Genomic DNA, 24822 nt, shown 5'->3' on the forward strand with positions numbered 1-24822 from the left:
AGCTACCTAGCATGTAGCTTATTGGCTGAGCTGTATCCTTACTCCTTTCCTTGTTCTTCTCTGGGTTTAAGCTCGGGTTTTAGCACCCATATTGGCTTGCTCTGCTTCGTCGTGGTGAAGGGCTCTTCTACTACGCGGAAGTCCTTGCGGAGTGGATACACGTTCTCCGGCCAGTCCTCGGGCAGTAAGAGGTGGCGTAGATCAGGGTTGCCCTCGAAGATTACTCCTAGCATCTCGTGCTCTTCTCTCTCCTGGAGCTGCGCCGCCGGGTAGATGTCGGCTATGCTGCTCACGCGGGGATTGTCCCGGGACACGTATACCTCGAGCGCCACTAAATCGGATGGGTTGTCTATTCGGGTGAAGTGGTAGACTAGCCTTATCCTGCCCTGCTTGGGCTCGTCTACGGCACTGAGTGACAGGAAGTAGTTGTAGCCTGCGTCTCTCAGAGCCTCAGCTGCCTCGCGGAGCCGTTCTGGCGGCACAATTGCCGCCCTGTAGGTCTGTTGTTCTCTTACCTCGGATGCTATACCGCGTAGCAGCTCTTCAAGCTCAGGCAAGGAGAACACCCCTAGAAGCGAGGAGACTCCGGACCCTCCCTGTGCCGCTTATTCAGCCGGCCTCTGCATTTCCTGGCGTCGTGGCAGGGTATAGACTTTAATGCTAGTGCTACGCGGTGCTGTAGCGACGAGAGTCCTCGTACCACAGACGTGTCTACACTTGCTTGATCGAGTATTTAGTGATTTCATCTAAAGATTTCAATCTAAACTGAGCCCGGGGGAGTGTATCAGAGTTGACGACACTAGAGCTGCCGGGAATTCTAGCAAGAGAGGCTGGTACCCGTGAGGGTTACCGTGTAGTAGAATTGTTTATCGGTGCCCAGCACCCGGCTTCAGGGCACATGAGGCTCATTGCATACCTCGACGGCGACATCGTTGTCCGCGTTGACCCGGATATAGGCTACGTACACCGCACTATGGAGAAGCTTGCCGAACAGAGAGAGTACGTACGCGTCATAAGCCTTCTGGAGCGAATGACTATAATAGATGCTTGTAACATTACACTCCCCTACGTGGAGGCTGTAGAAAGGCTCCTCGGAGTAGAGCCTCCACCCCGAGCCAAGTACCTTCGCACGATACTCTGCGAGATCAACCGTATCGCAAGCCACCTTTACGGTCTCGGGATAGGCGGTATATTCCTCAACCATTCGACTATGTATATGTGGGCCTTTGGGGACCGCGAGGTTTTCGTACACCTGGCCTCACTAATTACAGGCTCCAGGCTTACCCACACCTACCCAATACCTGGCGGTGTAAGGCGAGATCTCCCCCAGGTGTTCCGCGACGAGTTCGAGAAAGCTAAACGCTATATGTTACGTCGCCTCAAGGAGTACGACAAGATATTCTTTAACAATCCTGTTGTACGAGGCCGCCTCGAGAACGTAGGTGTGTTGTCGCGGCACCGCGCGATAACGCTTGGAGCTACAGGGCCAAACCTACGTGCTAGCGGTGTACGATACGACGCTCGTCTCCTAGGCTACGCGGCCTACGGAGAATTAGGCTACGAGCCTGTAGTGGGAAGCGAGGGTGATGCGCTAGAGCGGGTCTGGGTAAGGCTACGTGAGATAGAGGCAAGTCTCGAGCTCATAGACCGCGCTCTAAGAGAGATGCCAGAGGGTCCCATACTAGCTGAGCAGTATGTAAGACTCATACCTCCACCAATGAGGAAGAAGTGGCTAGAAAAGGGCAGAGTAAAGCTACCCGGGAGCTATGTGAGGTTGAAGACTAAGCCGGGTGAGGTGATAACTCGGGGCGAGATGGGCCGCGGAGAGGTCACCTACTTCCTCGTCAGCGACGGAGGAGTTAAGCCCTACAGGCTACGTGTAGTAACCCCGAGCGCCCGGAACCTAGTGCTCTTCGACGCACTTGCCAGAGGTCATACATTGATGGATCTCCCGGCTATCTATGGGAGCCTCGACTACTTCCCACCCGAAGCTGATAGGTAGCGGGGCCTGGTAGCTGTGGTGTTCGAGGCTATCGCCGATCTCCTCAATGTGCCTGCCTGGCTTGTCCGAGCAGTATTTGCTCCCCTAGTCTACCCCGGGCTTCTAGCTTTCACGCTCACGGTCCTCTTCCTGATCTGGGCCGAGCGTAAAATAGCCGCGAAAGTACAGATGCGCGTTGGACCATACTATGTATCACCCCGTATACATGGCGCCCTACAGATGCTAGCCGATGGCGTGAGATTTGCATTCCAGGAAATAATTGTGCCCCTAGAGGCAGAAAAGTGGAGCTTCATACTATCCCCAATGTTCGCCTTCACTATAGTTGCACTCTCCTTCACGGTTGTGCCCGGAGGCCCCGGGGTCTATGGGTTCCAGACCGAATTCAGCATGCTAGTAGCCTACGCGCTCATCACAATAGCGCCGATACTTACAATAATAATGGGCTGGGCGTCTTCCAATAAGTTCGCCTACATAGGTGCTGGCCGTGAGGCCCTCGTCTCTATAACGGGTGAGGCTACTATCCTAGCCTCAATGTTAGCTGCGGCTATGATGTATGGCGTACTCGACTTTACCTCTGTCGTAGAGAAGCAGATTAATACCGGCATCATAGGGCTCATAGCCAACCCCATTGCAGCGCTTCTCTTCTTCATAGCTGTGCTGCTTGCTACCGACCGCGTACCATTCGACCTAGTGCTCGGCGAACAGGAGATCGTCCAGGGCCCCTATACCGAGTATACTGGTCTACTCTTTGCATTAACAATGGCTATAGACTACGCCAAGCTCTACGTGCTCATGCTGATGTTTACTCACCTCTTCCTCGGCGGCTGGATGCCTTTTACCGACCCATTGCTTGGCAGTATAACAGTCCTAGCAAAGACAATTGTGCTTATGCTGCTAGCTGTGTTCCTTCGAGCGGTCTATGCTAGGATGAGGCTCGACCAAGTTGCTGCTTTCTTCTGGTCTCGTCTCTTCCCACTCGCCCTCATAGCCTTCGCGATATCGGCCATAGTGCACCCGGTGTTTGCGAGGTAGGCCGTGCCTTGGCCCCTGAGCTAAGTGAGCCGAGGAGAGGAAGACGGCCCAGGGTAAACCCGGTACGGGGTCACCTAGATGCGATACTAGCTGCCGCCAGGCAAATGCTCAAACCCTCGATAACACTCCGGTACCCGGATGTTGAGGAGGCTAAGCCGGAGCACTACCGGGGCATCATACTATTTGACTACGACAAGTGTATCGGATGCAGTCTCTGTGCCCAGATCTGTCCATCCCGGGCTATCAAGATGTATCGTGTACCAGGCGACAAGAGAATGAGGCCGGGATACAACCTGGGGCGCTGTATATTCTGTGGGCTCTGCACCGATATCTGCCCGACCGACGCGCTGGAGACGAGCATTATCCACGACCGATCGTTCGAGACAGTCGAGTCGATGATCTTTGACCCGGTTGACTGGACCCTCTACAGCCGCAGGTTACGCGAGGAGGCCGAGAAACCCCCTAGACCCCGCGTAAGGACTATTGTTGACGAGGAGGTGGGGCTCCGGTATGAGCCTACAGGCTAGCTTGTTCGACGCAGCCATAGTGACCTCGCTGGCGGCTGTAGCCGCTGGCTCCATAGGCGCAGTAGTAGCTAGAAAGACCGTACACAGTGTAGCTTGGCTGGTAATAGCTTCGCTAGGCGTCGCCGCCATGTTCGCGCTGCTAGGCTACGGTTACCTCTCGGTATTCCACATAGTAGTCTATGTTGGCACAAGTGTCACACTGTTAGCAATAGTGGTCATGATGGTGGGCTGTAGCATAGACCCCAAGACCTGGCGGCCTGGCAGGCTTATACTGGCGTTCTTTGCTGCTGCTGCGCTCGAAGCACCACTGGCACTCCATGCATTCAGTAATCCGCTAAGTAGCAGCGAAATAGCCGGTCGAGGCCTTGGATTCGAAAGAGCCTCAAGCATACTTCTTGACTGCTGGGTATGTACATTATTAATGATAATAACCGTGGCTGCTGTAATCGTCGAAGCTATAGCTATAGCCCGTGGGCGGCAGTTTGGCCCCCGGGGCGAGTAGTTCGGAGAAAAACACATGTCGTCAAGATTTTATAATCCATTGATAATTGGTTACAGTGTCATGCTATTCACATAGATGGTGTGCGAGCCGTGGAAGGCATAACACTAGCGGCACTCGTCTATCTTGCAGCCTTCATATCTAGTATGGCCGGCATATACGGTGTAATGACAGCGCGTAGCATTGTAAAGCTTCTCATCTCAATAGAGATACTCTTCAATTCCATAGTCCTTACAGCCTCGTACATAGGTGTAGTTTCCGGCGCCGATCCCGGGTTCTATAGCCTTCTCCTCGCAACCATAGTCCTCACAATAGCCGAGATAGCCATAGTGGCTGCTATACTCATCCTCGTGTACCGTGAGAAGAAGAGTCTCAGTACCGATCTTCTCTCGGAAATCAAGGGGTGACCGGGCCGTGGAGGAGCAAATCATTAGTCTACCTCTGCTGTGGCTCAGCGTGCTCGCGCCCATAGTTTCCGGTATAGCCAGTGGTCTCTATGCCCGTAGTATCGGGAGTCGAGGCCACATGTTGCTGACCGCCGCGAGTTGGCTGATCTCCATAGCGCTATTAATTCCAGGTGCTACAATAGCCCTGCGAGGCAACGTCGTAATAGATCCCCTCTGGGCCATCGTACCCGGTGTTGGCGTCTTCAGTCTCTTCCTAGACTCCATAGGAGCTATTCTCGCGCTCACTATAGCTATAGTGAGTCTGCTCATCGCCCTATACTCGCTACCCTACATGGAGCATCGATTCGAGGAAATGAAGGCGGGAGAGAAGAGCTGGGGAGTCTACTACATGCTATATCAGCTATTCACTGCTGGTATGCTTGGCGCAGTACTGGCTGGTAATGGTGTACTCTTCTACCTCTTCCTCGAGCTCACGCTCATACCTAGCGCTCTACTCATAGTCCTATACGGGTATGGCGACAGAATACGCGTAGGCCTCATCTACCTTGTCTGGACCCATGTAGGCGCACTTCTCTTCCTACTCGGACTCTTCCTTGTCGGCATCTACGACTACTATGTGCCAGGAAGCGGCTACGTCACAGGAGTGGGTGCTGGAAGACTTCTACCCCTCGCACTAATAGTGGTCGGGCTTGGCATGAAGTCTGCACTTGCTGGGCTTCACATCTGGCTCCCCTACGCCCACGCCGAGGCTCCTACCCCGGTGTCAGCGCTGCTATCCCCCCTCCTCATAGGCCTCGGCGGCTATGCTATGCTCCGCGTTGGCATTGGCTTCTTCCCCGACGTTTGGCAGCGAATAAGCATTATACTCTTTATCTGGGCTGTAGCTACAATGCTCTACGGCGGCTTCTTGGTACTCGCCCAGCGTGACGTAAAGCGTCTCTTCGCGTATAGTAGCGTCTCTCAGATGGGCTACATGATGCTAGGTCTGGCCGTAGCTAATCCACTCGGCGAAGCCGGAGCTATGCTCCACTATGTTGCCCACGCACTAGGCAAGGCTATCCTCTTCGGCGTCGCCGGCGTACTGATAGCGGGGCTCGGCACCCGAAGACTCGACGATCTAGGGGGCTTGTTGTCGCGAATGCCCTATACAGCTGCCGTATCCTTGCTCGGGTTTATGCTGCTATCCGGGTTGCCGCCGACACTTGGGCTCTGGAGCGAGGTCTATCTCGTCTTCGGGTTCGCCGACTGGGCTATGGGCTATGGTCCCGGCGTATTCGTGCTATTAGCCGTGGCTACTGCCGCAGCTATGACACTTACTGCTATCTACAGCTTTCTAGCATTCAAGAATATGTTCCTAGGCGGGCCCGGTCCCAGCACCGAGAAGGCCAGCGAGGATAAGGTAAGGGGGTTGCTAGCGCCGCTAGTGATACTAGGCGTGCTGGGGATTGCACTCTTCCTAGCTGTAGGCGTCCTAGCAGGCCCAATGCTCGATACCATGCACGTCGTCTACGGCTAGAGCGCACAAGGCTAAGAGCACAAGGTTGTAGGGGTGCAGTGGCCGTGACCGAGACAGCCGGGCTGGTCGCACTAGCCGCTGTTGTCTCAAGCTATATTGCTGCACTCTTAGTGATACTGGAGGCCGTAGCCGGCACTGGCTGGAGAAAGATAGCGTGGACTGGCGTAGCAGGCACCGCTGCCTCGGCGCTGTTCTCTTGGCTCGCGTTGCTCCAGGGCGAAGGCCGCATATCGTATACTTGGGTACCGGGTATCGATGTCGAGCTAGCGCTACATGTTGACATGCTTTCGGGCATAGTGGGTGTGGTAGTGGCTACCCTTAGCCTGCTCATAGCGCTCTATAGTGTCGAGTACATCGGCGAGTGGGGGGCTGCGCGGTACTGGCTCTTCTATAGCTTCTTCGTGGCTAGCATGCTGCTCCTAGTCTATGCCGACGATCTCGTTGTCATGTTCATAGGCTGGGAGGGTACCGGGCTTGCAAGCTGGGCATTGATAGGCTTCTACTATGATGACAGAAAGGAGGCCTGGGTAGGCGATCCTGGCAGAAAGAGGCTAGGAGTGCCCATGTGGTTCACCCCAACCCATAGTGGGCTTAGAGCTCTCTCCTTCACGAGAGTCGGCGATATGGCTATGCTCATAGGTGTTGGCCTTGTGTTTGCCGTGTTAGGCTCCACTAGCATATCTGCTGCAGAGGAGTATTCTGTCAGGCTACTCTCGGAGCTGAACATGAAGGGTCTTGTAGCAGCATGGATAGCATTCTTCTATCTTGGCGCGCTGGCAAAGAGCGCACAGTTCCCGTTCCACGAGTGGCTCGTAACAGCTATGACTGGGCCCACCTCGGTCTCGGCACTGATCCATGCTGCTACTATGGTTAAGGCCGGTGTCTACTTTGCTCTCCGCTTTACTCCCGCTATAGCAGCCGGACTGGCATTGCTACATGGTACCGGACTGGGCGTGCTAGAGACGATGGCATGGATCGCCTTGTTGACCGCGTTCGCAACAGCTTCTATGGCTCTCGTAGCCCGGGAGCTTAAGCTCATACTAGCATTCTCGACCGCGAGTCAACTCTCCTATATGATGGCAGCTGTCTTCGCTGCCGCTGTCTCCGGCGATCCAGCACTTGGGAGCCTAGGAGGCTTAGCCCATCTTGCCTCACACGCCGTGTTCAAGGCTGCTCTATTCTTAGCGGCCGGCGCGATAATTCACGAGCTGCATACCCGCTACATAACCGATATGGGTGGGCTACGCCGCTACATGCCGTACACGTTTGCAGCCATGTTGCTCGCCGGCTTAAGCCTAGCCGCATTGCCGCCGTTCTCGGGCTGGTGGACCAAAGACCTGGCTGTACAAGCTATAGCTAGGCTGGGAGGCCGTGCAAGCCTTGCCGCACTAGCTACTGCTGTTATAACAAGCTTCTACACGATGAGAATGATCTACTATGTCTTCATAGCTTCTCCTCAGAGAGAGCTACATGCTAAGGAGCCTGGAGCGCTAATGCTAACACCGTACCTTGTACTAGGTATTGCATCGCTAGGTCTCGGGATAGCATGGCCATGGCTGGAGCATTTCTTCGCCGAAGCTGCCGGGCTTTACCATCCCGAGCTAGAAGAGCATTTAGTGATTTACGGCACACTTGCTGCTATACTCGGCGTGTCGGGTTTAGCCCTATACTTTACTCGCCTCCTTCCACTTCATCGTGTCGAGGAGAAGCCACTACTGGGGACTCTCCACGGATTCCTCTACGATCGTTGGCTCATTAACCCCCTAATGTACCGGCTAATAGTATACCCCAGCGCTGGACTCTCCCATGCACTAGTACGGCTAGAGGCGTGGCTCGATACCGCTGTACATCAAGGCTTAGCTGGGCTGGGGGCTCGAGCGGTAGAACTACTAAGCAGACGTACGGAAACACGGATGGATGAACTGGCTCACGTAGCCCTCCCTCGCAGCATAGCTGTAATGAGCGCATGGGTGAGGAGAGCCCAAAGCGGTGATGTAAGGCTCTACCTGGCCTACTTCATGGTCGGTATGGTGCTCGCTGCCACGATATCGACTGTTGTAATATTCTTCATAGCTCGCCTTGTCGCACCCGTTGTAGAAACTATTAGCCCACCGGGGTGATGACAAGGTGACTACACCTCTCGCCAGCCTCGATATCACAGGAGTAGTTGAGTACGGCTTTCTAGCAGTGATAGCTGGCTACGCGTTTACCGGGCTTGTAGCACCACTCTGGGGCCCACGGGCTACCCGACTCAGCTTGTATGCTGCCACATTGATAGCCATCGCTGCCGCCCTTTATGCCTCATTAGTCTTCTCTCCTGTTGGCGGCTATGCGATCGCCTTTGACGGCGCCGTTGTAATCGATACTTATACTGTGTTTCTACTCTCTACTGCTGTGATAATATTCGCGCTAGCTGCCGTCGCGGCTACTGGTATAGTCGATTACTGGGATGCAGGAGAGGCATTCTACGCCGTAACAGGGTTCATGGCGCTCGGCGTGATAGTGCTAGGGCTCTCCCGCATCCTCTACCTAGTCTACGTAGCCTGGATACTGGCCGCCGTCTCGGGCTACATACTAGTAGCACTCCGCCGCGACCCTATAGCTGCCGAAGCAGCGATGAAGTATGCCGTGACAGGCGCAGTAGCCACCATAATCCTCCTCCTTGACCTTGTGCTCTTCTACGTTGTGCGCGGCAGTGCCGAGATAGCCCCTGGTGTGAGGCTCAGTGACCCTCTCTTCGTTACACCAGTAGTAGCTCTAGCAATAGTAGCTGCTGGCTTCAAGATGGGCGTTGTGCCTTTTCACGGCTGGGTAGTAGATGTCTACGGTAATGCACGTCCCCTCATAGTAGCAGTGATAAGCTCTGCCGCCAAAATAATATCCGCGCTACTGATAGTGAGGCTCGTCGCCCCCTTTGCCGCCGCACAGCCTGACATAGTGCTCTGGACTGCCGCCTCACTGGCAGCAATAACCATGCTCTACGGAAACCTAGGTGCATTACTCACGGTTAGAGATTCGCCACAGAAAACACTAGCCTACAGTAGTATAGCCCAAGCCGGCTACATAGTAGCCGGCTTTGCCGCGCTCGCCAAACTACCCGGTGTTGACAACCAGGCAGCACTGGCAGGTATAGTGCTACATACGGCCGGCTACGCGTTCTCTAAGCTCGCGAGCTTCCTCGCCCTCGATATAGCCTGTGAGGAAGAGGGCCAATGTAGCTGGAGAGCGCTGCGCGGTCTAGCACATCGCAACCCAGTAGCAGCAACCGCGCTTATAATCGCGCTAGCGAGTCTCGCGGGGGCACCACCGACGCTAGGATTCTGGGGCAAACTTTACCTCCTGATAGCCGCTGTCTCAGCTAACCACCTCCTAGCCGCGATAATGATACTTAATTTCGGACTTGGAGTCTTCTACTACGGTTACATGATATATCAAACAGTTGCTGGGCCCAGGCAATCCAGCGAGAAACCTAGCACTAGGGAAATAGCTGCACTAGCAGCAGCTGTATCTACTGTGCTGCTCGGCCTAGCCCCCTGGGAGGCTTATGGGCTCACCGTCTACGCATATCCATAGCACTTTCCAAGCAAATGACTCAATCGCATTGCATGCGCCAAGCAAGTGTCAACAAAAAGACAAAACTCCATAGCATCGACTAAGTAATATATATTTGGCTGTTATAATGATAAAGCGGACATCACGATTACATGTCCATTCTGTAATATAGTTGCTGAGACAATGCCTAATTTATATTCTGCCATACCTACATTGATGTCGAGTCTAGGTGAGACTGCATCTGGTCTATTCCCTTCTTTTTATCAGCCCCTAATCGCGCATGAAATTCTTTTGATACATCTCTTATAACATCTGCTAGCTTGTCCCAGCCTCCGAGCATGTTTAGGAGGAGACGGAGCCCTAGGGGGATTGGTAGCGGCGTTTTAGTGAAGAACCCGGTTCTAAGTGCTTCTAGCGTCGCAGCGCAATGAAGACGACCCTCTTGGAGAATACATGTCGTGGTTGAGAGTTCGATAATTGCGTCCAGGTCATGACTGGCCATGATCACTGTTTTTCCTTGTCTCGCTGCTCTCGTTACCATCCTAGTTACCACCTCCACACCATGCCGATCAAGGTTAGCTGTGGGTTCGTCAAGGAGTAACACGTCGGGGTCGTAGACCAGTATTGAGGCTAATGCAACTAGGCGGCGCTGACCTACACTAAGCTTGTAGGGAGGACGATCTAGGAGTTCTTGGAGACCCAGTTGTTCTGCAGTCTCCTGTACACGTTTCCTCACTTCGTGCTCGGGTATCCCGAGGCTGCGTAGAGCGTAGGCTATCTCATCGTACACTGTGGGGTTGAAGAGCTGGTCGTCAGGGTTCTGGAAGAGTATCCCTATCCGTTTACGCGCTGCAGGCATCTGCTTCAAGAGAGGACGACCATCTAGTAGCACCTCGCCCTGGTCTGGGTGGAGTAACCCGGCTAACAGCAACAAGAATGTTGATTTGCCGCAGCCGGTGGGCCCAGCTAGAGCTACTACTTCACCGGGCCCGGCACGGAAGTCTATACCCTGCAACACTGGTTCCCCGCGAGTATAGCTGAACCAGACATTACGGGCCTCAATGACCGGCAACCAGGCTCAGCCCGAGAGCCGCTATCACAGTCATAGAGGGTAGATAAGCAAGGGCCTCGCTTAGGCTTATCCCGCCCCGGCCAGCTAGGCTTGGACGGTTATAGGAAAGGTTACGTGCTTCGAGAGCCATACTAAGCACCAGCGCCCGCTGCACACTGCGTGTCAACAACTCACCTACAGCTGTGGCTAGTAGTCTCCATTCTTCACGGAGTCCCCGGCCACTAAGGCTTCTCGCCCTACGAGCCACGAGTAAACGTAGTACTTCAGCTGCTAGAAGGGGTGTATAGCGCAGTACTAAGTACATCGACCCTGTAAACTCTCTAGGAACCCCAAGCCTCTGCATGCCCTCAGCGAGGCTTCTCCAACCCACGAGCCGAGCAACGGACATGACCATGGCAGCAGAGGCTGTAATACGAAGTATAAAACTCACGGCTTCACTATGGCTTCCTCCTAGTATGAGGGGCAGCGATATGATAAAAGACGCCACGATGGCATAGACTAGAGGCTGGACAACGAGCCAGCGGCCTCTTCCCCGGTGCACAGAGAGTATGTAGACTAGCGGTGCTATAGATCCGGCGAGGCCAGCCAACGCGGGGAAAATGGAATCAGTAGACGATACCAGCGTTACACCAGCTACTAGTGTTAGAAAAACTAGTTCAGGACGATGAGGGTACACAACCCCCTCACCCATAGCAAGGGTTGTTGTTGCGTCCCGTAGACCCTCTAGGAGCCCCTCAACAGCCCTGTCGAGGCCACGCGTCACTGCTTAGTCAGCCTCGCCGCCACCAGGCCTATACCTAGTATCACTGTTACACCGATGGCGCCAGCCACAATGTAGCCTATAGTGTCTGGTAGGCCTGGGACGGTATAGTCGCTGAACGGCGTCCACTCGGCCACCGGGTGTTCCTCGAGGCCCAGCTTCTCAGCCGCCACGTCGAGGGGCTCGTGGTAGCCAACCTTCTCCGCTAGCACCACGCCGAAGACCGGGCTGATTATCAGTAACACTGCCGCGGCTAGGAGCGCGCCACGGTATCGCCCGAGCAGACCTGCCACGAGCCATCACCCCCCGGGCTAGGCTGTAGCGTGTACAGCCACCTTCGCAGCCGCCTCGATGATGGGACTTTTACGCTGGTAGAGGTAGTCAACCACGAGCGCTGTTATCAGCCCCTCTATTACTCCGAGAACGGCGTGCCACGTCACCATTACTGGCACTGAGACCTCAACACCATAGGGGAAGGATGGGCTAAGTCCTATCTCTAGCCCGGCAGCAAGCCCTGCAAGCACTATGCCGAGCCAGCCACCGAGGAACGCGCCTATGAGCCTGGCCTTCCTCGTTTCACCCATAGCCCTTATTGCCGCCCTGTAGAGGTAGTAACCTACTACAACATCTACGACAGCCATGTTGAATATGTTGGCTCCTAGTGCTGTTATACCGCCGTCGTGGAATACTAATGTCTGTACCACCAGGACTAGCGCCATGACGTAGAAGCCTAGCCAGGGCCCAAACAGTATACCAGCGAGAGCGCCGCCTACGAAGTGGAGCGAGGTGCCGCCAGGCAGCGGCCAATTAAGCATCTGCGCCACGAAGATGCCAGCGGCCAGCACGGACATGGAGATTATCTGCTCCTGCGTTAGCCGGCCCTTTATCTTGCTCCAAGCGACTACTGCGTATGCTATAGTAGCTGCATAGGTCACCATTATCCAGAAGGGGTCTAGGAAGCCGTCAGGAATGTGCAAAACACCCGCCCCTCATGTACACCTTCTCCAATAGGTGGGTGTGACATCAATTATCCTATTTAAGCTTGACCCGCTATTAGCAGCAAGGCGCGTCAAGGGTGGTCGAGCTCTTGACGCGTGCAACACTCCCCTTGTGAAGCTTGCGGGGGCTGTCCCGCGGCCTGACGCCTCCTATGCAGCTGGTGTCGTGGAGATAGGGGTCCATGTCATGCCAGTGGATATCTCGCTATATAGCCGAGCGGGCATGCCTTGACGGCGAGGAGTTACGACGAACAATGCTGAGAATAGCGACGAGGTCCTAGAGGCTGTGCTAAGCGTCTCTACAGAGTGCCTCAGAGCAGGCGTCTCTGAGGGCAAGGAGCTGCTACGGGGTATTCTCAGACGCTACGGTCTCACACCCTAGTAGCTGAGAGGCCCAAGACCCCGACTGAGCAAGGCACCCGCACCAATGTCCCCGGCCACGAGAGGCTCGAGGAGATAACCAGCATGGAGCTCCTAGACTGCCATTGTTAGTCAAGCACCGGGAGAAGAGCCGTCGCTACGGCTAGCCAGACCGCTGCCGCAGCAGCTGTGAGCATTACACCACACTTCATATCCCTGGGACCTGGGAGCGGGCCCGCCCCGAGCACGTAACTGCCCGGCTTCTCCAGCCTCACCTCAAGAGCGCCCGCCATCGCACTCATTGGATGACCCGCGTTCCGGCTCTCCGTGACCCTGGCATAGCACCTCCAGACCCGTAGCGTCTCCCGGGGGTTGCCTCCTACCAGTGGCGTCACCAGCACGAGAAGGACAGCAGTCATCCGAGCCGGCAGATAGTTGAGCAGCGTATCCGCCCAAGCGCTGGCCCAGCCCGCCTCAAGGTAGTCAGGCGTCTTGAAGCCGAGAGTGCCGTCGAGAGTGTTGGCTAGCCTCTGAAGCAATGCCCCGAGGGGCCCTAGTAGAACTGTGTAGAATATCGGTGAAGTATAGCCGTCGACGAGGCTCTCCGCTAGGCTCTCTACAGCAGCGCTCGCCACGTGGCCGAGGCTTAGCCTGTAGACGTCGCGGCGCACCAAGCCCTGCACAAGGCGCCGAGCACAGATCATGTCGTCCCGCTCCATGCAGCTAGCTGCTCGCCACACTGTCTCGAGGAGGAGGCGTAGCGAGAAGGAGACCTTCAGCACCCAAGCCGCAGCGAACAGCCAGGCTAGGGGGCCGAGCCTCCACGCCGCGTAGAGCAGCGCTGCGTAGACCACGAGGTGACTGCCAACCACTACTATCCATGTAACTATTCCTCTCAGCCTCGAGGAGCCCGGTGGTGCCAGCTTCTTGGCGAGGATGAAGGATGTGTGGACGGGGTGCATTGTGAGGAGGATGCCGCGGTGGAAGGGATAGACCAGGTCAAGGAGGTGGGCAAGGAGCAGCGCGGCAGCAACGAGGCCGCCGCCCGGGTAGAGCCATTCCGGGAGACATTGTGGAGCCAACGCCAGGGATCCCCTCCCTACAGCCGGGCTTCGAGCAGCGCTGCTACTAGGAGGGCGGCTGTATGCACAGTCTCGTAGGCGAAGCCTAACACATCCCCGGATGCGTAGCCGAGCCGCAGCCGCGCATCACGAGCAACTAGCAGCGACATAGCCGCCCCGGCAGTGAGGGCTGCGAGAACTCTACGGGCCTCGAGTAGGACGGTAGCGAGGGCAGCTGAGGCGTAGATGACGAGGTTGATGGCTATGCCTCTGCGGCTCACTCCAAGGTTCCGGAAGAGCCAGCCGAGGCCACGGTACCCTGGGGCGGGCAGTAGTGCGGAGACAGTGTACATCGCCTCAGCCGCCGCTATATAGGATGCTACTACCACGAGGGGGCTCCGCCAGACAGCTTCGAACCCCGCATACTTGGCTACTAGCAGGACGATAGTGTAGGCTAATGCGAAACCGCCGCGCCGCGGATCCTTCATTATTCGGGCAGCCGTCTCGCCCCGTGCCCCCGCGCCCATTGCATCGCTATAGTCGGCAAACCCGTCGAGATGTAGGCCACCTGTGACCAGGAGGTGGAGGATCAATGCCAAGGCCGCCGCGACCCCGGGCTCGGGAGCTACATGCATGGTCGCTGCGACTATGATGCCCTCCAATAGCCCTACGAGGGGCACCAGAGGGTACCCGCGTGCCGCCTCCCTCACGTCGTGGCAGCTTACGGGTATCCTAGTGAGGAAGGCTATGAGGCAACCCAGGTTCCTCAGCAGCTCCGTCACCCCAGGAACCCGAATCCTCCGACTGCCTGCTAGCCGTTCAAGACACTCTCTAGAGCGCGCAGCAGGACGTCATTCTCTCCAGGTGTCCTTATGGAGACCCTACTGTAGCCCGGGCCGAGCCCGTAGAAGCTAGAAGCATCTCTCACGTAGACCCCGTGGCTTATGAGCTTCTTCTGCATCAGTGGGTGAGGTAGCTGAGGGTGCTCGACTAGTATGAAGGGCGCACGGGTGGGGTAGGCACGGAGCCCTATCCGCTCCATAGCCCTTTGGATGCGTTGTGCCTCCTCCTCTACGATGCTGCGGCCGCGCTGTACGTAGTCTCGGCTCCTCTTATCCGTGAGGAGTCTTGTGTAGACGCAGGCCGTTAGGCTCCCGACGGGCCAGGGTTGCCGGGCCGCGTCGAGTCGCCGGGCCAGCCTCCTCTCAGCATGAACGTAGCCAAGGCGGAGCCCTGGGGTGGCGAATGTCTTGGTTAGGCTCCGCACCACTATGAGGCCTTCGCTGAGCTCTAGGGGCTTGGCCTTGGGGGATAGGTCTATGAAGGCTTCGTCCACTATGAGCCAGGAGCCCTTGGCAGCGAGCCTCCGGGCAGCGTCTACGATGAGGTCTCGGGGAGCAAGGTAACCTGTTGGGTTATTGGGTCTAGAGATTACTACAACCGCCCTTTCACCGACCGCCTTCACGATACTATCCGTGTCTAGAGTGAAGCCTTTGGCTCCGTTCCGGGGCATTACTACTCTGACTAGCTCCAGGCCCACTGCTGGGGCCTGGACCGCATGGTCGCCGAACCCAGGCTCAGCCACTACGAGCCTCCTGACGCGCAGAAGTAGAGGAAGCAATACGAGTACCTCTGCAGCACCGTTCGATACTACTATCTCCTCCGGCTCTACGCCATGGAACATTGTTATCGCGTCGCGTAGCTCATGGTAATCGTGATGGGGGTAGCGGAGGTACACCTTCTCCCCGATACACTCCTCGAGAACCTCGCCTAGCCAGGGTGGAGGCCCCAGAGGATTGAACGGTGCGCTAAAATCATGGCAGCAGGGCGGTGGGCTCCCACCGTGACTCCTCATCGGCCATGCCATGCTCCGCATAGACGTTCGGCCTCCGCGAGATCCTTGGACGTGTTTATGTTGAGTAGGTCTGGACCCCAAGGCTGCCGTATACTCGTCCAGGGCTCGAAACCTCTGGCTAGGAGAGAGATGCCCAGGGGGCCCTGGTCCCCGGCCTCGAGGGTGACGAGTCCTGCACCCGTAGCCAGAGCCTCTTCTATGAAGTCTTCTAGCCTCTTGGGGTCTAGGAAGGGCGTATCAGATGGCAAGAAGAGGAGGGGACGTGTCCTCACGATCCCTGCAGCGAGGCGCATGTCGTGGGGGTAGCCACTGCCGGGAAGCTCTATGCACGCATCTACGTTGAGTCCTGGACAGAGGCCTACAGCCGCAGGAAGCGTATAGGGGGAAAACGCTACAACCACCCGCTCCGATACGCTGCGGGCTACCGCTACAACACGTTCGAGTATCATCCTGCCGCAGACCCGGAGGAGAGGCTTCAAGGCGCCCCCGAGCCTGGAGCCCCGGCCGCCGGCCATGATTACCGCTGCAGCTGCTCTCAAAGCCCGCCTCCTCCGAGACCTGCTAGATGCCGGTGCCAAGTAGCCGGTCGTAGAGCCTGGAGAGGAGAGCGCCTACGAGCGCGGCCGCAACGTCGTCCTCGAATACTGGCAGCCTGGCTAGTCGTAGCCCGGCACGATGCTTGGATCGGTCAACCCAGTATGTTGAGAGTAGGCCCCGGAACCCCGCTATGTAGACTGCGAGCACAGAGGCTAGGGCCTCGTCGGCGATTATCCTCCGGCTATCTCCGAGGAACTCCTCGCGGCTTATGCCGGGTAGTGTACCTGCCGCCCCGTGGAGGTCGAGTTCCCGGGCCGCCACTAGGAAGGCCCAGACATTAGGGTCACGGAGCACTATGCCGAGCATCTCCTCGAGCAGTTTCCTCGCTTTTTCTGCGTCTACGCCGGGTACTGGGGCCTGCATGTACATCCGCAGCATGTCGTCGAGTAACTCCTCGGGGCCCAGGCCCAGCGTGTCTCTCAGCTTCTCTCTGAGATTCCGCTTGTCTCCTCGGAGCACTGCCTCATAGACTAGCCTGGCAACCCTGTTCCCCAGGCGGGTGGCCATACCAGCCCATGGCAGCCCCTGGGGTTCCACTTTTGCCGCTACGGCGATCGCGTCGGTAACCGTACCTGCTGCACGACCTCTACACCGGAGCAGAAGCAGCGATGCAGCTACTGTTTTCGCCTCTACAGCTACTCGGAGGAGGTCGACAAGCGCTGACATGGACAAGCTAGGCTTCTCTACAACCACCGCGACGTTTATCGTGCCAGAAACCGGTGGGTCGTAGAGCTCCTCTTGTTCCACGCAGACCGGTGGACGTAGACCAACAGTGGCTATCACCGTTACATTGTCAGCCCTAAGCGCTATGTAGTCGCCGGGCTCAACGGCCGTGAGAAAGACTGGGGTTTCTCTAGGGAGTCCAAGCCTTGTAACTACTCCTCTACGGTACTCGTCCACATTACAAACATTGAAGTCTTCGTCCACACTATGGAATACTATATACCGGCTCTTCGTGAGCCCGGATACTGTTGACAGTACTGTGTACTCTGCGCCTAGGTTTACGACCAAGGAGTCGTTAACTAGCCTAACTCCGGTCTCTGTCACGCTCTGCCCCCGCTAGGCTCATTATTCTTTCATACTCCTCTTCAATTGCAGTTACCATCTCCTCTATGTTCATGCCGCGGACGGCTGCTAGGACGAGCGAGCCGCCAGCGCCTACGCCCTCCTTCACGTATCCTTCCTCGTAGGTCCTTAGTCCGGGATACTTGGAGCCGGAGAGAGAAAAGTCGGCAGCGATTACTGGCACAGCTGGCGCCACATCATGGACAAGCCCAGAGATGTCAGAGGACTTGTCACGGATTATCCAGGGCGTAGTAGCTATCGCTACTTGGTCTAGCACCTTGGGCTCTACCGCCTTTAGTATTGCCAGGACTGACACCATCTGGGTACCACCTGCGAGAACTACCTTTGCCCCCGCCTCCACCGCGCCCGCTGCAAGCCCCGCCAGCGACACGTGAACCGGGTCGCCTACAGCCTCAACCACCCCGAATACGTCTTCAGACCCACTCAGCCGGGCTAGCGCTGCCCGCACTACCTGTCCACGAAGCCCATGAGGGTTCTGAACCGAGCTGCTACTAACCCTGCCCAGCGCCCGGTAGCCCAGAGCTTCGAGCACAGCCGCCGCTACGGTAGTGCCCCCTGGTATAGTCTCGCCTACCACCAATGCATCATGACCATGAGCCAGAGTGGCGCCAAGCAAACGGGCCTCCATGTAGAGCTGTTTGGCAACGCCTCTGGGGAGCGCAGGCTCGACATCTATCCTGCCGCCCATCCGTCGCGAAGGAAGTGCCACATGAGGCACGCGAGGCGGCGAACTACAGCCAGCGTCAACCACGAGGACAGGGAGGCCGAGCCTATATACTAGGGCCCTGGTTATCACCGCTGGCGTTGGCAGCCCCTCCGGCGTCACTGGAACCACGTTGAGCGTAATAGGCTTGCCAGCAAGTAGGTATTCAACATCAAGTATTGGAGTAAGCATAGTTGCCTCCGGGTTAGGCCCAGCGACACTAATCCCGGGGATTGTTGATGTCCTTGTACTTCCAGCTACTATTACGAAAATGACGCGGCCCTGCAATGCATCAATGAAACCATGAGCTTGACCGACGTAACCCTCGACTCTTATTCCGCCAATCATATCTCTTTGGCCGACCAACCCTACATCAACCCCAATAAACCTTGGACCCTAGGTCCAATATTTAGCAACATTAGGTTAAGCAACAAGATCCATATCAACCAATCACGACTTACGAGAGCCGGGGGCAAGATGTAGCTAACCTACATGCTTCAAACAAGCTTTATCAAGAAATTCAACAAAGAAAAATACCTAACGCACACCATATAGCATTAAGCTAGGTAAGTAGGTAAGAACAGAGCCGGTTTTAGGCCTAAGATTACCAGTCAGAATGTATTCCGGGCCGTTGAGGTGTGCACGTCAGCCCGAAGCCCGGGCCCAGGGCCATGTGGGCTACGGCCGTGAGCCGAGGCCCACTTCCTTTTAGGAGCTAGAGCTAAGTGCCGTAGTGCCTGAGGCGACATGTCTATGTGCCGCCTTGTAGCAGGTGTTGCGTGGAACAGAGAAGGCTCTGGCACTCTAGCCGAGCTCATACGTCTGCTCGCCAAGGCCGCCTCTAATGACCCCTACCTCGCAGCTATTACTGGTGGCGAAGCCCGGCACTGCCATGGGCTAGGGTTTCTCCTCGTCTTAGGCATTGGTACGAGCTGGCGTGTAATTTACGAGCGTTTTGACGCATTAACACACGACATAGATGAAGAAGAGGCATGTCAAGCCAATCTAGATGTGCTACGGGGGATAGTTGAACATGTTGCTGGACTCATTTCCACCTCTGAACGAGCATACGTTATAGTGCATGCGCGGCGAGCCGGCCGAAGCGAACCACGTGGCTCGCTAAATGCACACCCCTTCGTAGTAACACTTGAACAGCCTGAAGCAAGTCTCGAACTCTACCTCGCGCATAACGGCGGCCTACACAAGGATGTGCTAGGAGAGCGGCTGGGTGTAAATCCGAGCGCCTATACAGACAGCCACCTTCTGGCCATGTATCTTGTTAGACGCCTCCAAATGGGAGTATCCCTAAGCGATGCCATAGCTGAGGCCCGGGAATTCACTAAGTCTGGGCTTGATCTCGCAATAGCTCTGCTCGATAGAGGAGCTAACGGAGTAAAACCAACCCTCTATCTAGTAGGCTACATGAAGCCTGGGCTAGACGAGAACCGGCAGAAGTATTACGAGCCAATAGGCTTCCTAGGTGACGGAACTGCTGGATATGTATCTTCGACCATCCGCGATCTAGCCATAGATAAGGGTCTACCACTGAAGTTTGAACGTATATGGGGTGTATACGAGGCGGAAATAGAACACGGTTTGAGAAAACTAAAGGATCTTTAGCTATACCTGTTCTATCTTTTCTGGTGTGAAACATCAATAAATCAATTAACGAGAGGTTTTCCCAGTATCTTCGACGTTTGGGTAACGTTATCCAGCTATGTTACTATATCCCGTGGGCTACGGAGCCGCGTTACATAATATTCCCCCTGCAGGGCATTGTGGAGGTTGAACCCGCGGGGCGGGTGAGGTAGTAGGGACGTACCGACACAGCCCCCAGGGTGAGGAGTGGTGGAGCGACCCTGACGCCCCGCGCAAGAAATGACAGCTTGGGTTGACTCCAATACACCGACACAATACATTGTCTTGACGCATCAATCCTACTAGTGGTATTATGGTATAGTTTGCCGCCTGGAGAAGAGACGCTGCGTGTACAAAGCCTTGCTTCCAATAATAAACACTCAAAATATGTATTCACACGTTAAAGTATTATTAAGAGTGGGACACGGAATTCTCCGGAATACTATTAAAACAAGTCAGCGTATAACAAGGTTTTAGTGGGCGATGAATATTGACAGCTAGCAGCACAACACCTGCTAGCACGGGCCTAGCATGTCCAGAACTCAATGAGGGAGTATTTGCTTACGATCCCCAGCGAGGATGGATTCGAACTTCCCCACCCGAGAAGCCAGAAAACACACTATTCATATTCGTCAACATCTTTTGTAGGCATGCTTGTAACGAGTTACTTAACCGACTCCGAGAAAAAGCAGGGGGCTCTCTAGTCCGTAATGTTGAGATGTACCTGGTAGTGTGCACCAGGTTCCATAAGGTCTGCAGCGACGCTACCGCGGAAAGCTTGTTTCGCACACACGATATTATCGCAAGCCCTGCAATAGTACTTTATCTTGGAGGAAGACAAGTCGTAAAGCTTCAAGGGAGTCTACGTATCGAGAGAGAACTCGACAAGCTCGTGAGCATGATAAACCCGGCCCGAGGCCATTAGCTCTGAGGGTTTACTTGATAGGGGTGTCCAGTATCTCGTTTCTAGCTGGTGCGTATAAGCCTTGACAGAGCCTGGCTCCAGTAGGCTTCTTGGGAAACCTTATGTTCGTGAAGCCGAGCTATGGGGGCCACTAAGTGATCGACCAGGGTTCGTACGTTGCAACCTTTGTGCCCGGCGCTGTGTGATAGCGCCGGGCAAGTACGGCGTCTGTGGTGTCCGTAAGAACATTGACGGAAAGCTTTACACTCTAGTTTATGGACTATTGACTGCTATGAATATTGATCCTATTGAGAAGAAACCTATGTTCCATTTTGAACCTGGTAGTCAAGTACTCTCTATAAGCACTGTAGGCTGCAGCTTTTACTGCATGTTCTGCCAGAACTGGGAGATCAGTCAATCAAGGTTAGAGCAAGGACTCTATGGCCGCTATGTGCCGCCGGAAGAAGTTGTAGAGAAGGCCCTAGAATATGGCGCTGACGGTATAGCTTACACGTATAACGAGCCCACGATATTCTTCGAGTACATGAGGGACGTGGCCCGGTTAGCTAAGAAGCATGGACTCTATAATATGATGGTGACTAATGGCTATGCAACACCCGAGGCAATAAGAGAGCTGGCCCCTTACATCGACGCTGCCACTGTTGACTTCAAGGGTGGAGGCAACCCCGAGTTCTACCGCAAGTTTATGGCAGTCCCTGATCCTTCGCCAATCTACACTGCCATGGAAGAGATGAAGCGGGCGGGCTGGTTCATAGAGGTCACAAATCTCGTTGTACCCAAGTATGGTGACCACGAGAATGATGTCAGGAGGCTCGCGCGCTGGATAGTCGAAAAGCTAGGCCCAGAAACGCCGTTTCATCTGCTACGCTTCCACCCTGACTTCCGCCTCCAGAACTTGCCGCCAACACCGGTCGAGACCCTGGAAAAGCTAGCAGAGGCAGCCAAGGAGGAAGGACTCCAGTACGTTTACATCGGAAACGTCTGGGGTCACCCATTAGAGAACACCTATTGTCCTCGCTGCGGCTATACGGTGATAGAGAGGAGAGGTTTCACTATATTGGCCTGGAGGCTCACAAAAGACAACCGCTGTCAAAATTGTGGCACGAAGATCAATATCCGGGGTCGCTTCCACGGAAGTGGAGGCGGTATTCTACCCTTGTTAGTATACTAGCTGGTTGGAATTAGACATCGACTATCCGATTTCACCGGATATGGGTTAGCTGAGACGCTATTTGCCATAGGTTTTTATTCAAGAGACTTGGAACCTATATACTGGTGGAGTGCATGAGTGCGCAGACTGAGCTAAAGATACGTGAGGTCATTGTACCGGTAGAGGTCCCGGTAAGACCGGTCTCTAAAAGGGAGATCAAGCAGCTAGAGGCCATGCTTATAATAGGCACGCTATTCCGGCCGGACGTTATCCAGGCAGCACTCAACAAGGAGGAATTCCTGACCTGGGTTGACAGTCTCGCAGTCGCAGCCGCTGCTCTCGCTATGGAGAAGGCGGGATATACTGTGAGCCAGATAGCAGAGGAGTTAGGACGTACCGAGGCCACAATACGTCGTCACCTAAAGGGCGAGACTAAAGCCGGGAAGCTAGTAAGAGAAACCTACGAGATGCTAGTCCGGGGTGAGCTGAAGCTAGCTGTACCCATAGTGAGCCCAGAAGCCGAGGAGGAGCTAAGACAACTACACGAGCAAGTCCAGAAGCTAGAGGAGGAAATCAAGCAGCTACGTTCCGAGAATACCGAGTTACGCGAAAAGCTAGGAAAACTAGATGAAGCCGTGAAGAGGGCTGCCGGAAAGCTAGAGGAAGCGGAGAAGGCGGTACGTGAGGCGCGTGAAGCCCTCACAGTCTAGGTACACGACTTTCTGTTTTATTTTATGTCCTAATGTTTCATATCCCAATTCCATAACCTTGTTCTAAGTGATTCACTAGACAATACAGCCCAGCATCTCTTATGCTTCTATGGTTACTTTTATCACCCCTAACTGCTCCCTGCCATCGTGGAGTTTGGAGCTTGATCCATCTACATGCTTCCTCGCCTATATCGTTTAAAGGTGGGCGATAGGGCCTTGGGAGAAAAACCCATACTCTACATCCACCCAACATGTGCTACCAGCTACGAGGTCGTGAGACACCTAGCATCGAAAGGGTTACTGGACGGTGTCAAACTAGTCTCTACATCCCAGCCCGGCGCTTCAGCTGTACTGCGTGAAGCTGTCTGGAGCGTCCCTTGGCTTGTTGTGGAAGGTGTGCCTGTGGCTACAGACCCAGTGTCTCCCAAAGAGGTAGAGTCTATCCTTCTTGGCGAGGGGCCCCTAGAGAGGAGTGACCCTGTCCAGGAGTTCATGGAGGCTGTACTGCATAGCGCCTATGCTGCCGCCGTCTCGTATCTCCATGGTAGCATAGAGCCAGTAATAGACACCGCTTTTGTATCGGCTGCTACTCGTGCACCGTTGCGTGGCCTCGACGTGGAGGAGATATCGAGAGAAATCCAGAGTCGAGCGGGAGAGCTCTACGCTGAGTGGGAGGATAAGCTGATGAGAGCTCTCGGTATCTCCTTTGTGAGAGAGCTTTGGTGGGCTTCTCGGGGCGAGCTATCGAAGGAGAAGCTGCGCGAGCTAGCATCACCAGAGAACGTTGGGCTCTGGCTAATAGCTAAGGCTAGTATTGGGCGTAACGGTCTCCCCGACAAGCCCCTACCGGACCAGGAGAGGCTTGAGAAGCTTGCAGGCTTTGTTCAGCGGGGCGCAGCTGGGCTACTCTCGAGGATAAAGAGGGAGCAAGAGAAGATACTCGGAGACGAAGAGTACTGGAGGCTCTTGGCTGAGAAGTTATCCGGCTAGGAGGCGGCGTAGCGGCGCCGGTATACGGCCTCCCCTTTCTATGAACTTTTCCATCCTGCCCGGCCCTGGGTCCATCACGGGCGCTTCTCCTAGAAGACCGCCTAGCTCTATTGTATCTCCGGGCTTTTTGCCGGGTGCCGGGAGTAAGCGTACTCCCAGGATCTTGTCTTGCACCATGCCGAGCACTAGTACGTCAGCTATAAGTCCGGCTAGCTTTCTCCAGTCAACGTCGCCTGGCACTGGAACCATGTCGAGACCCGTGCTACAAACACCAGTCATAGCTATGAGCTTGTATATCGTAACTAGTCCACGGGCAACTGCAGCTGCTATACCACTGTCCTCGGAGACGGGTATCATGGCGCCACTGTATCCGCCGGCGCAGCAGACCCCCATAGCCCCGCCTTTACGGAGAGCATCTATCAACATTGCGAGCGCCGCTATGCTGCCGGGTGCGCCGAACTCGACACCCATAGCTTCCAGAATGTCTGCAATGCTGTCGCCAGGCTCTGGTGTAGGCGCAAGCGAGAGATCCACGCTGCCTATCCTGTAGCCGCTCGCCGCCGCTACCCGCTCGGCGACGAGCTGGCCGAACCTCGCGACCTTGAAGCCTATCCTCTTCAGCTCCTCGTAGAGCCTCTCCAGGGGTGCGTCCCGGGGCATACCCTGGAGGACGGCAGCCACCACACTAGGCCCACTGATGGCCACGTTTACTACTCCGTCAGCCTCACCTAGCCCGTGGTGAGCAGCAGGCAGGAACGGTATATCGGGTGCTACGTTGACTGTTACGAGGAACTTCGCGCCTGGCAGTGGGCTGTCTGCACGCCGAGTAGCATCAAGAATTAGCTGCGCTGAAGCAGCAACAGCATCCATGTTAAGGCCGAGCTGAGTGGAAGCCGCATTCACAAATCCCATGACTCTCTCTGTCTCGACTAGCACCCGGGGAAGTGCTTCTACCACCGCCCGGCCGCCTGCACTGAGCCCCCGATCCGCGAACGCTGCAAAACCGCCAATGTAGTCTACTCCCACTCTCGTGACTGTCTTGTCGATCTCGACCGCAACCTCCACACCGGTATCCGCTGCCTTCCCCACCCCATGGGCCGCTGCCACGGGCGCCAGCACGGTTTCGAAAGGGGTTAGTGCAATCCTCACCGTGGTTATGGGTACTCCTAGCCGTGCTGCGACAGTGTCTACTGCTCTGCGTATGCGTCGTCCGTGGCTCTCTACGAGATCCCGGAGACAGTCTACTACCTCGTTTGGCCGGGGCGAGGCACATAGACTCGCATCTATGCTGAGGGTGACGCTGCGGACGTCAAGGCTACGGTAGCGTATCATCTCAGCTACTTCTGTTATCTCAGCTATGCTGAAACGCCATGTCACGCTTG

25 protein-coding genes are annotated in these 24822 nt (G+C 55.5%); 13 read left to right on the forward strand and 12 right to left on the reverse strand.

Annotated features, from left to right (window positions below):
• Positions 1 to 38: 38 nt before the first annotated feature.
• Positions 39 to 557: an NADH-quinone oxidoreductase subunit C gene (locus tag Pyrde_RS07475; RefSeq protein ID WP_055409555.1), complete on the reverse strand. Its 519-nt coding sequence runs from the start codon at positions 555 to 557 to the stop codon at positions 39 to 41.
• Between the two features lie 233 nt (positions 558 to 790).
• On the opposite strand from Pyrde_RS07475, the gene Pyrde_RS07480 reads away from it, so the two are divergent.
• The 8 genes from Pyrde_RS07480 (at position 791) to Pyrde_RS07515 (ending at position 9556) form a co-directional block, all read left to right on the forward strand.
• Entirely contained in the window at positions 791 to 2002 is a 1212-nt protein-coding gene (locus tag Pyrde_RS07480; RefSeq protein ID WP_082419553.1) for an NADH-quinone oxidoreductase subunit D, read from the forward strand.
• Between the two features lie 15 nt (positions 2003 to 2017).
• Positions 2018 to 3034, forward strand: a complete 1017-nt coding sequence (gene nuoH / locus Pyrde_RS07485; RefSeq protein ID WP_231656712.1) for an NADH-quinone oxidoreductase subunit NuoH — start codon at positions 2018 to 2020, stop codon at positions 3032 to 3034.
• Between the two features lie 8 nt (positions 3035 to 3042).
• On the forward strand, positions 3043 to 3561 hold the full coding sequence (locus tag Pyrde_RS07490) for an NADH-quinone oxidoreductase subunit I (RefSeq protein ID WP_055409557.1): 519 nt from the start codon (positions 3043 to 3045) through the stop codon (positions 3559 to 3561).
• On the forward strand, positions 3545 to 4063 hold the full coding sequence (locus Pyrde_RS07495) for an NADH-quinone oxidoreductase subunit J family protein (protein ID WP_082419554.1): 519 nt from the start codon (positions 3545 to 3547) through the stop codon (positions 4061 to 4063). Before Pyrde_RS07490 ends, Pyrde_RS07495 begins: the two co-directional genes overlap by 17 nt.
• An 89-nt stretch (positions 4064 to 4152) precedes the next feature.
• The gene (locus tag Pyrde_RS07500) at positions 4153 to 4467 is read left to right on the forward strand and encodes an NADH-quinone oxidoreductase subunit NuoK (RefSeq protein WP_055409560.1); all 315 of its coding nucleotides are present in this window, start codon (positions 4153 to 4155) and stop codon (positions 4465 to 4467) included.
• 7 nt (positions 4468 to 4474) lie between these two features.
• A complete protein-coding gene (locus tag Pyrde_RS07505; RefSeq protein ID WP_143522156.1) occupies positions 4475 to 5983 on the forward strand; it encodes a complex I subunit 5 family protein in 1509 nt (502 codons plus the stop codon).
• Between the two features lie 44 nt (positions 5984 to 6027).
• On the forward strand, positions 6028 to 8103 hold the full coding sequence (locus tag Pyrde_RS07510; RefSeq protein WP_197272671.1) for an NADH-quinone oxidoreductase subunit 5 family protein: 2076 nt from the start codon (positions 6028 to 6030) through the stop codon (positions 8101 to 8103).
• A gap of 7 nt (positions 8104 to 8110) precedes the next feature.
• Positions 8111 to 9556: an NADH-quinone oxidoreductase subunit N gene (locus Pyrde_RS07515; protein WP_055409566.1), complete on the forward strand. Its 1446-nt coding sequence runs from the start codon at positions 8111 to 8113 to the stop codon at positions 9554 to 9556.
• A gap of 187 nt (positions 9557 to 9743) precedes the next feature.
• Here Pyrde_RS07515 and Pyrde_RS07520 read toward each other — a convergent pair whose 3' ends face one another.
• The 10 genes from Pyrde_RS07520 to cobT all read right to left on the reverse strand — a co-directional run bounded on the left by Pyrde_RS07520 (position 9744) and on the right by cobT (position 18393).
• Positions 9744 to 10607 (reverse strand): energy-coupling factor ABC transporter ATP-binding protein, encoded by an 864-nt coding sequence (locus Pyrde_RS07520; RefSeq protein WP_082419555.1) that lies wholly within the window; start codon positions 10605 to 10607, stop codon positions 9744 to 9746.
• Positions 10594 to 11370, reverse strand: coding sequence for an energy-coupling factor transporter transmembrane component T family protein (locus Pyrde_RS07525; protein WP_055409567.1), 777 nt, complete (start codon positions 11368 to 11370; stop codon positions 10594 to 10596). The genes Pyrde_RS07520 and Pyrde_RS07525 overlap by 14 nt, the downstream gene beginning before the upstream one ends.
• Positions 11367 to 11660: a PDGLE domain-containing protein gene (locus tag Pyrde_RS07530; RefSeq protein WP_055409569.1), complete on the reverse strand. Its 294-nt coding sequence runs from the start codon at positions 11658 to 11660 to the stop codon at positions 11367 to 11369. Before Pyrde_RS07530 ends, Pyrde_RS07525 begins: the two co-directional genes overlap by 4 nt.
• A gap of 18 nt (positions 11661 to 11678) precedes the next feature.
• Entirely contained in the window at positions 11679 to 12344 is a 666-nt protein-coding gene (locus Pyrde_RS07535) for an energy-coupling factor ABC transporter permease (protein ID WP_055409571.1), read from the reverse strand.
• Between the two features lie 509 nt (positions 12345 to 12853).
• A complete protein-coding gene (locus Pyrde_RS07545; protein ID WP_055409575.1) occupies positions 12854 to 13807 on the reverse strand; it encodes a cobalamin biosynthesis protein in 954 nt (317 codons plus the stop codon).
• 17 nt (positions 13808 to 13824) lie between these two features.
• Complete coding sequence (locus tag Pyrde_RS07550; RefSeq protein WP_055409577.1) at positions 13825 to 14568, reverse strand: adenosylcobinamide-GDP ribazoletransferase; 744 nt, start codon at positions 14566 to 14568, stop codon at positions 13825 to 13827.
• A gap of 29 nt (positions 14569 to 14597) precedes the next feature.
• Complete coding sequence (locus tag Pyrde_RS07555) at positions 14598 to 15662, reverse strand: pyridoxal phosphate-dependent aminotransferase (RefSeq protein ID WP_082419558.1); 1065 nt, start codon at positions 15660 to 15662, stop codon at positions 14598 to 14600.
• The gene (locus Pyrde_RS07560; protein WP_055409581.1) at positions 15638 to 16180 is read right to left on the reverse strand and encodes an NTP transferase domain-containing protein; all 543 of its coding nucleotides are present in this window, start codon (positions 16178 to 16180) and stop codon (positions 15638 to 15640) included. The genes Pyrde_RS07555 and Pyrde_RS07560 overlap by 25 nt, the downstream gene beginning before the upstream one ends.
• 22 nt (positions 16181 to 16202) lie before the next feature.
• Positions 16203 to 17285 (reverse strand): bifunctional adenosylcobinamide hydrolase/alpha-ribazole phosphatase CbiS, encoded by a 1083-nt coding sequence (gene cbiS / locus Pyrde_RS07565; RefSeq protein WP_055409582.1) that lies wholly within the window; start codon positions 17283 to 17285, stop codon positions 16203 to 16205.
• The gene (gene cobT / locus Pyrde_RS07570) at positions 17266 to 18393 is read right to left on the reverse strand and encodes a nicotinate mononucleotide-dependent phosphoribosyltransferase CobT (RefSeq protein WP_231656713.1); all 1128 of its coding nucleotides are present in this window, start codon (positions 18391 to 18393) and stop codon (positions 17266 to 17268) included. The genes cbiS and cobT overlap by 20 nt, the downstream gene beginning before the upstream one ends.
• 387 nt (positions 18394 to 18780) lie before the next feature.
• Between cobT and Pyrde_RS07575 the strand changes: the two genes are divergently transcribed.
• From Pyrde_RS07575 to Pyrde_RS07595, 5 genes are all read left to right on the forward strand, one after another.
• Positions 18781 to 19647 (forward strand): hypothetical protein, encoded by an 867-nt coding sequence (locus tag Pyrde_RS07575; RefSeq protein WP_055409584.1) that lies wholly within the window; start codon positions 18781 to 18783, stop codon positions 19645 to 19647.
• 508 nt (positions 19648 to 20155) lie between these two features.
• The gene (locus Pyrde_RS10710) at positions 20156 to 20590 is read left to right on the forward strand and encodes a hypothetical protein (RefSeq protein WP_143522155.1); all 435 of its coding nucleotides are present in this window, start codon (positions 20156 to 20158) and stop codon (positions 20588 to 20590) included.
• A 61-nt stretch (positions 20591 to 20651) separates the two neighbouring features.
• Complete coding sequence (gene amrS / locus Pyrde_RS07585) at positions 20652 to 21761, forward strand: AmmeMemoRadiSam system radical SAM enzyme (protein ID WP_055409588.1); 1110 nt, start codon at positions 20652 to 20654, stop codon at positions 21759 to 21761.
• A gap of 113 nt (positions 21762 to 21874) precedes the next feature.
• Entirely contained in the window at positions 21875 to 22450 is a 576-nt protein-coding gene (locus tag Pyrde_RS07590) for a helix-turn-helix domain-containing protein (protein ID WP_055410871.1), read from the forward strand.
• 216 nt (positions 22451 to 22666) lie between these two features.
• Complete coding sequence (locus tag Pyrde_RS07595; RefSeq protein ID WP_143522154.1) at positions 22667 to 23440, forward strand: hypothetical protein; 774 nt, start codon at positions 22667 to 22669, stop codon at positions 23438 to 23440.
• Here the strand turns inward: Pyrde_RS07595 and Pyrde_RS07600 are convergent.
• Positions 23429 to 24817: a PFL family protein gene (locus tag Pyrde_RS07600; protein ID WP_055409592.1), complete on the reverse strand. Its 1389-nt coding sequence runs from the start codon at positions 24815 to 24817 to the stop codon at positions 23429 to 23431. The two genes, Pyrde_RS07595 and Pyrde_RS07600, sit on opposite strands and share 12 nt — an antisense overlap.
• Positions 24818 to 24822 lie beyond the last annotated feature (5 nt).

The sequence above is a fragment of the Pyrodictium delaneyi genome, from assembly GCF_001412615.1.
In the GTDB taxonomy this organism is placed as follows: domain Archaea; phylum Thermoproteota; class Thermoprotei_A; order Sulfolobales; family Pyrodictiaceae; genus Pyrodictium; species Pyrodictium delaneyi.

Coding starts and splice junctions, on each gene's coding strand:
- Pyrde_RS07495 (WP_082419554.1), top strand. CDS start 3,545: ATGAGCCTACAGGCTAGCTTGTTCGACGCAGCCATAGTGACCTCGCTG.
- Pyrde_RS07555 (WP_082419558.1), bottom strand. CDS start 15,662: ATGCGGAGCATGGCATGGCCGATGAGGAGTCACGGTGGGAGCCCACCG.
- Pyrde_RS07575 (WP_055409584.1), top strand. CDS start 18,781: ATGTGCCGCCTTGTAGCAGGTGTTGCGTGGAACAGAGAAGGCTCTGGC.
- Pyrde_RS07590 (WP_055410871.1), top strand. CDS start 21,875: ATGAGTGCGCAGACTGAGCTAAAGATACGTGAGGTCATTGTACCGGTA.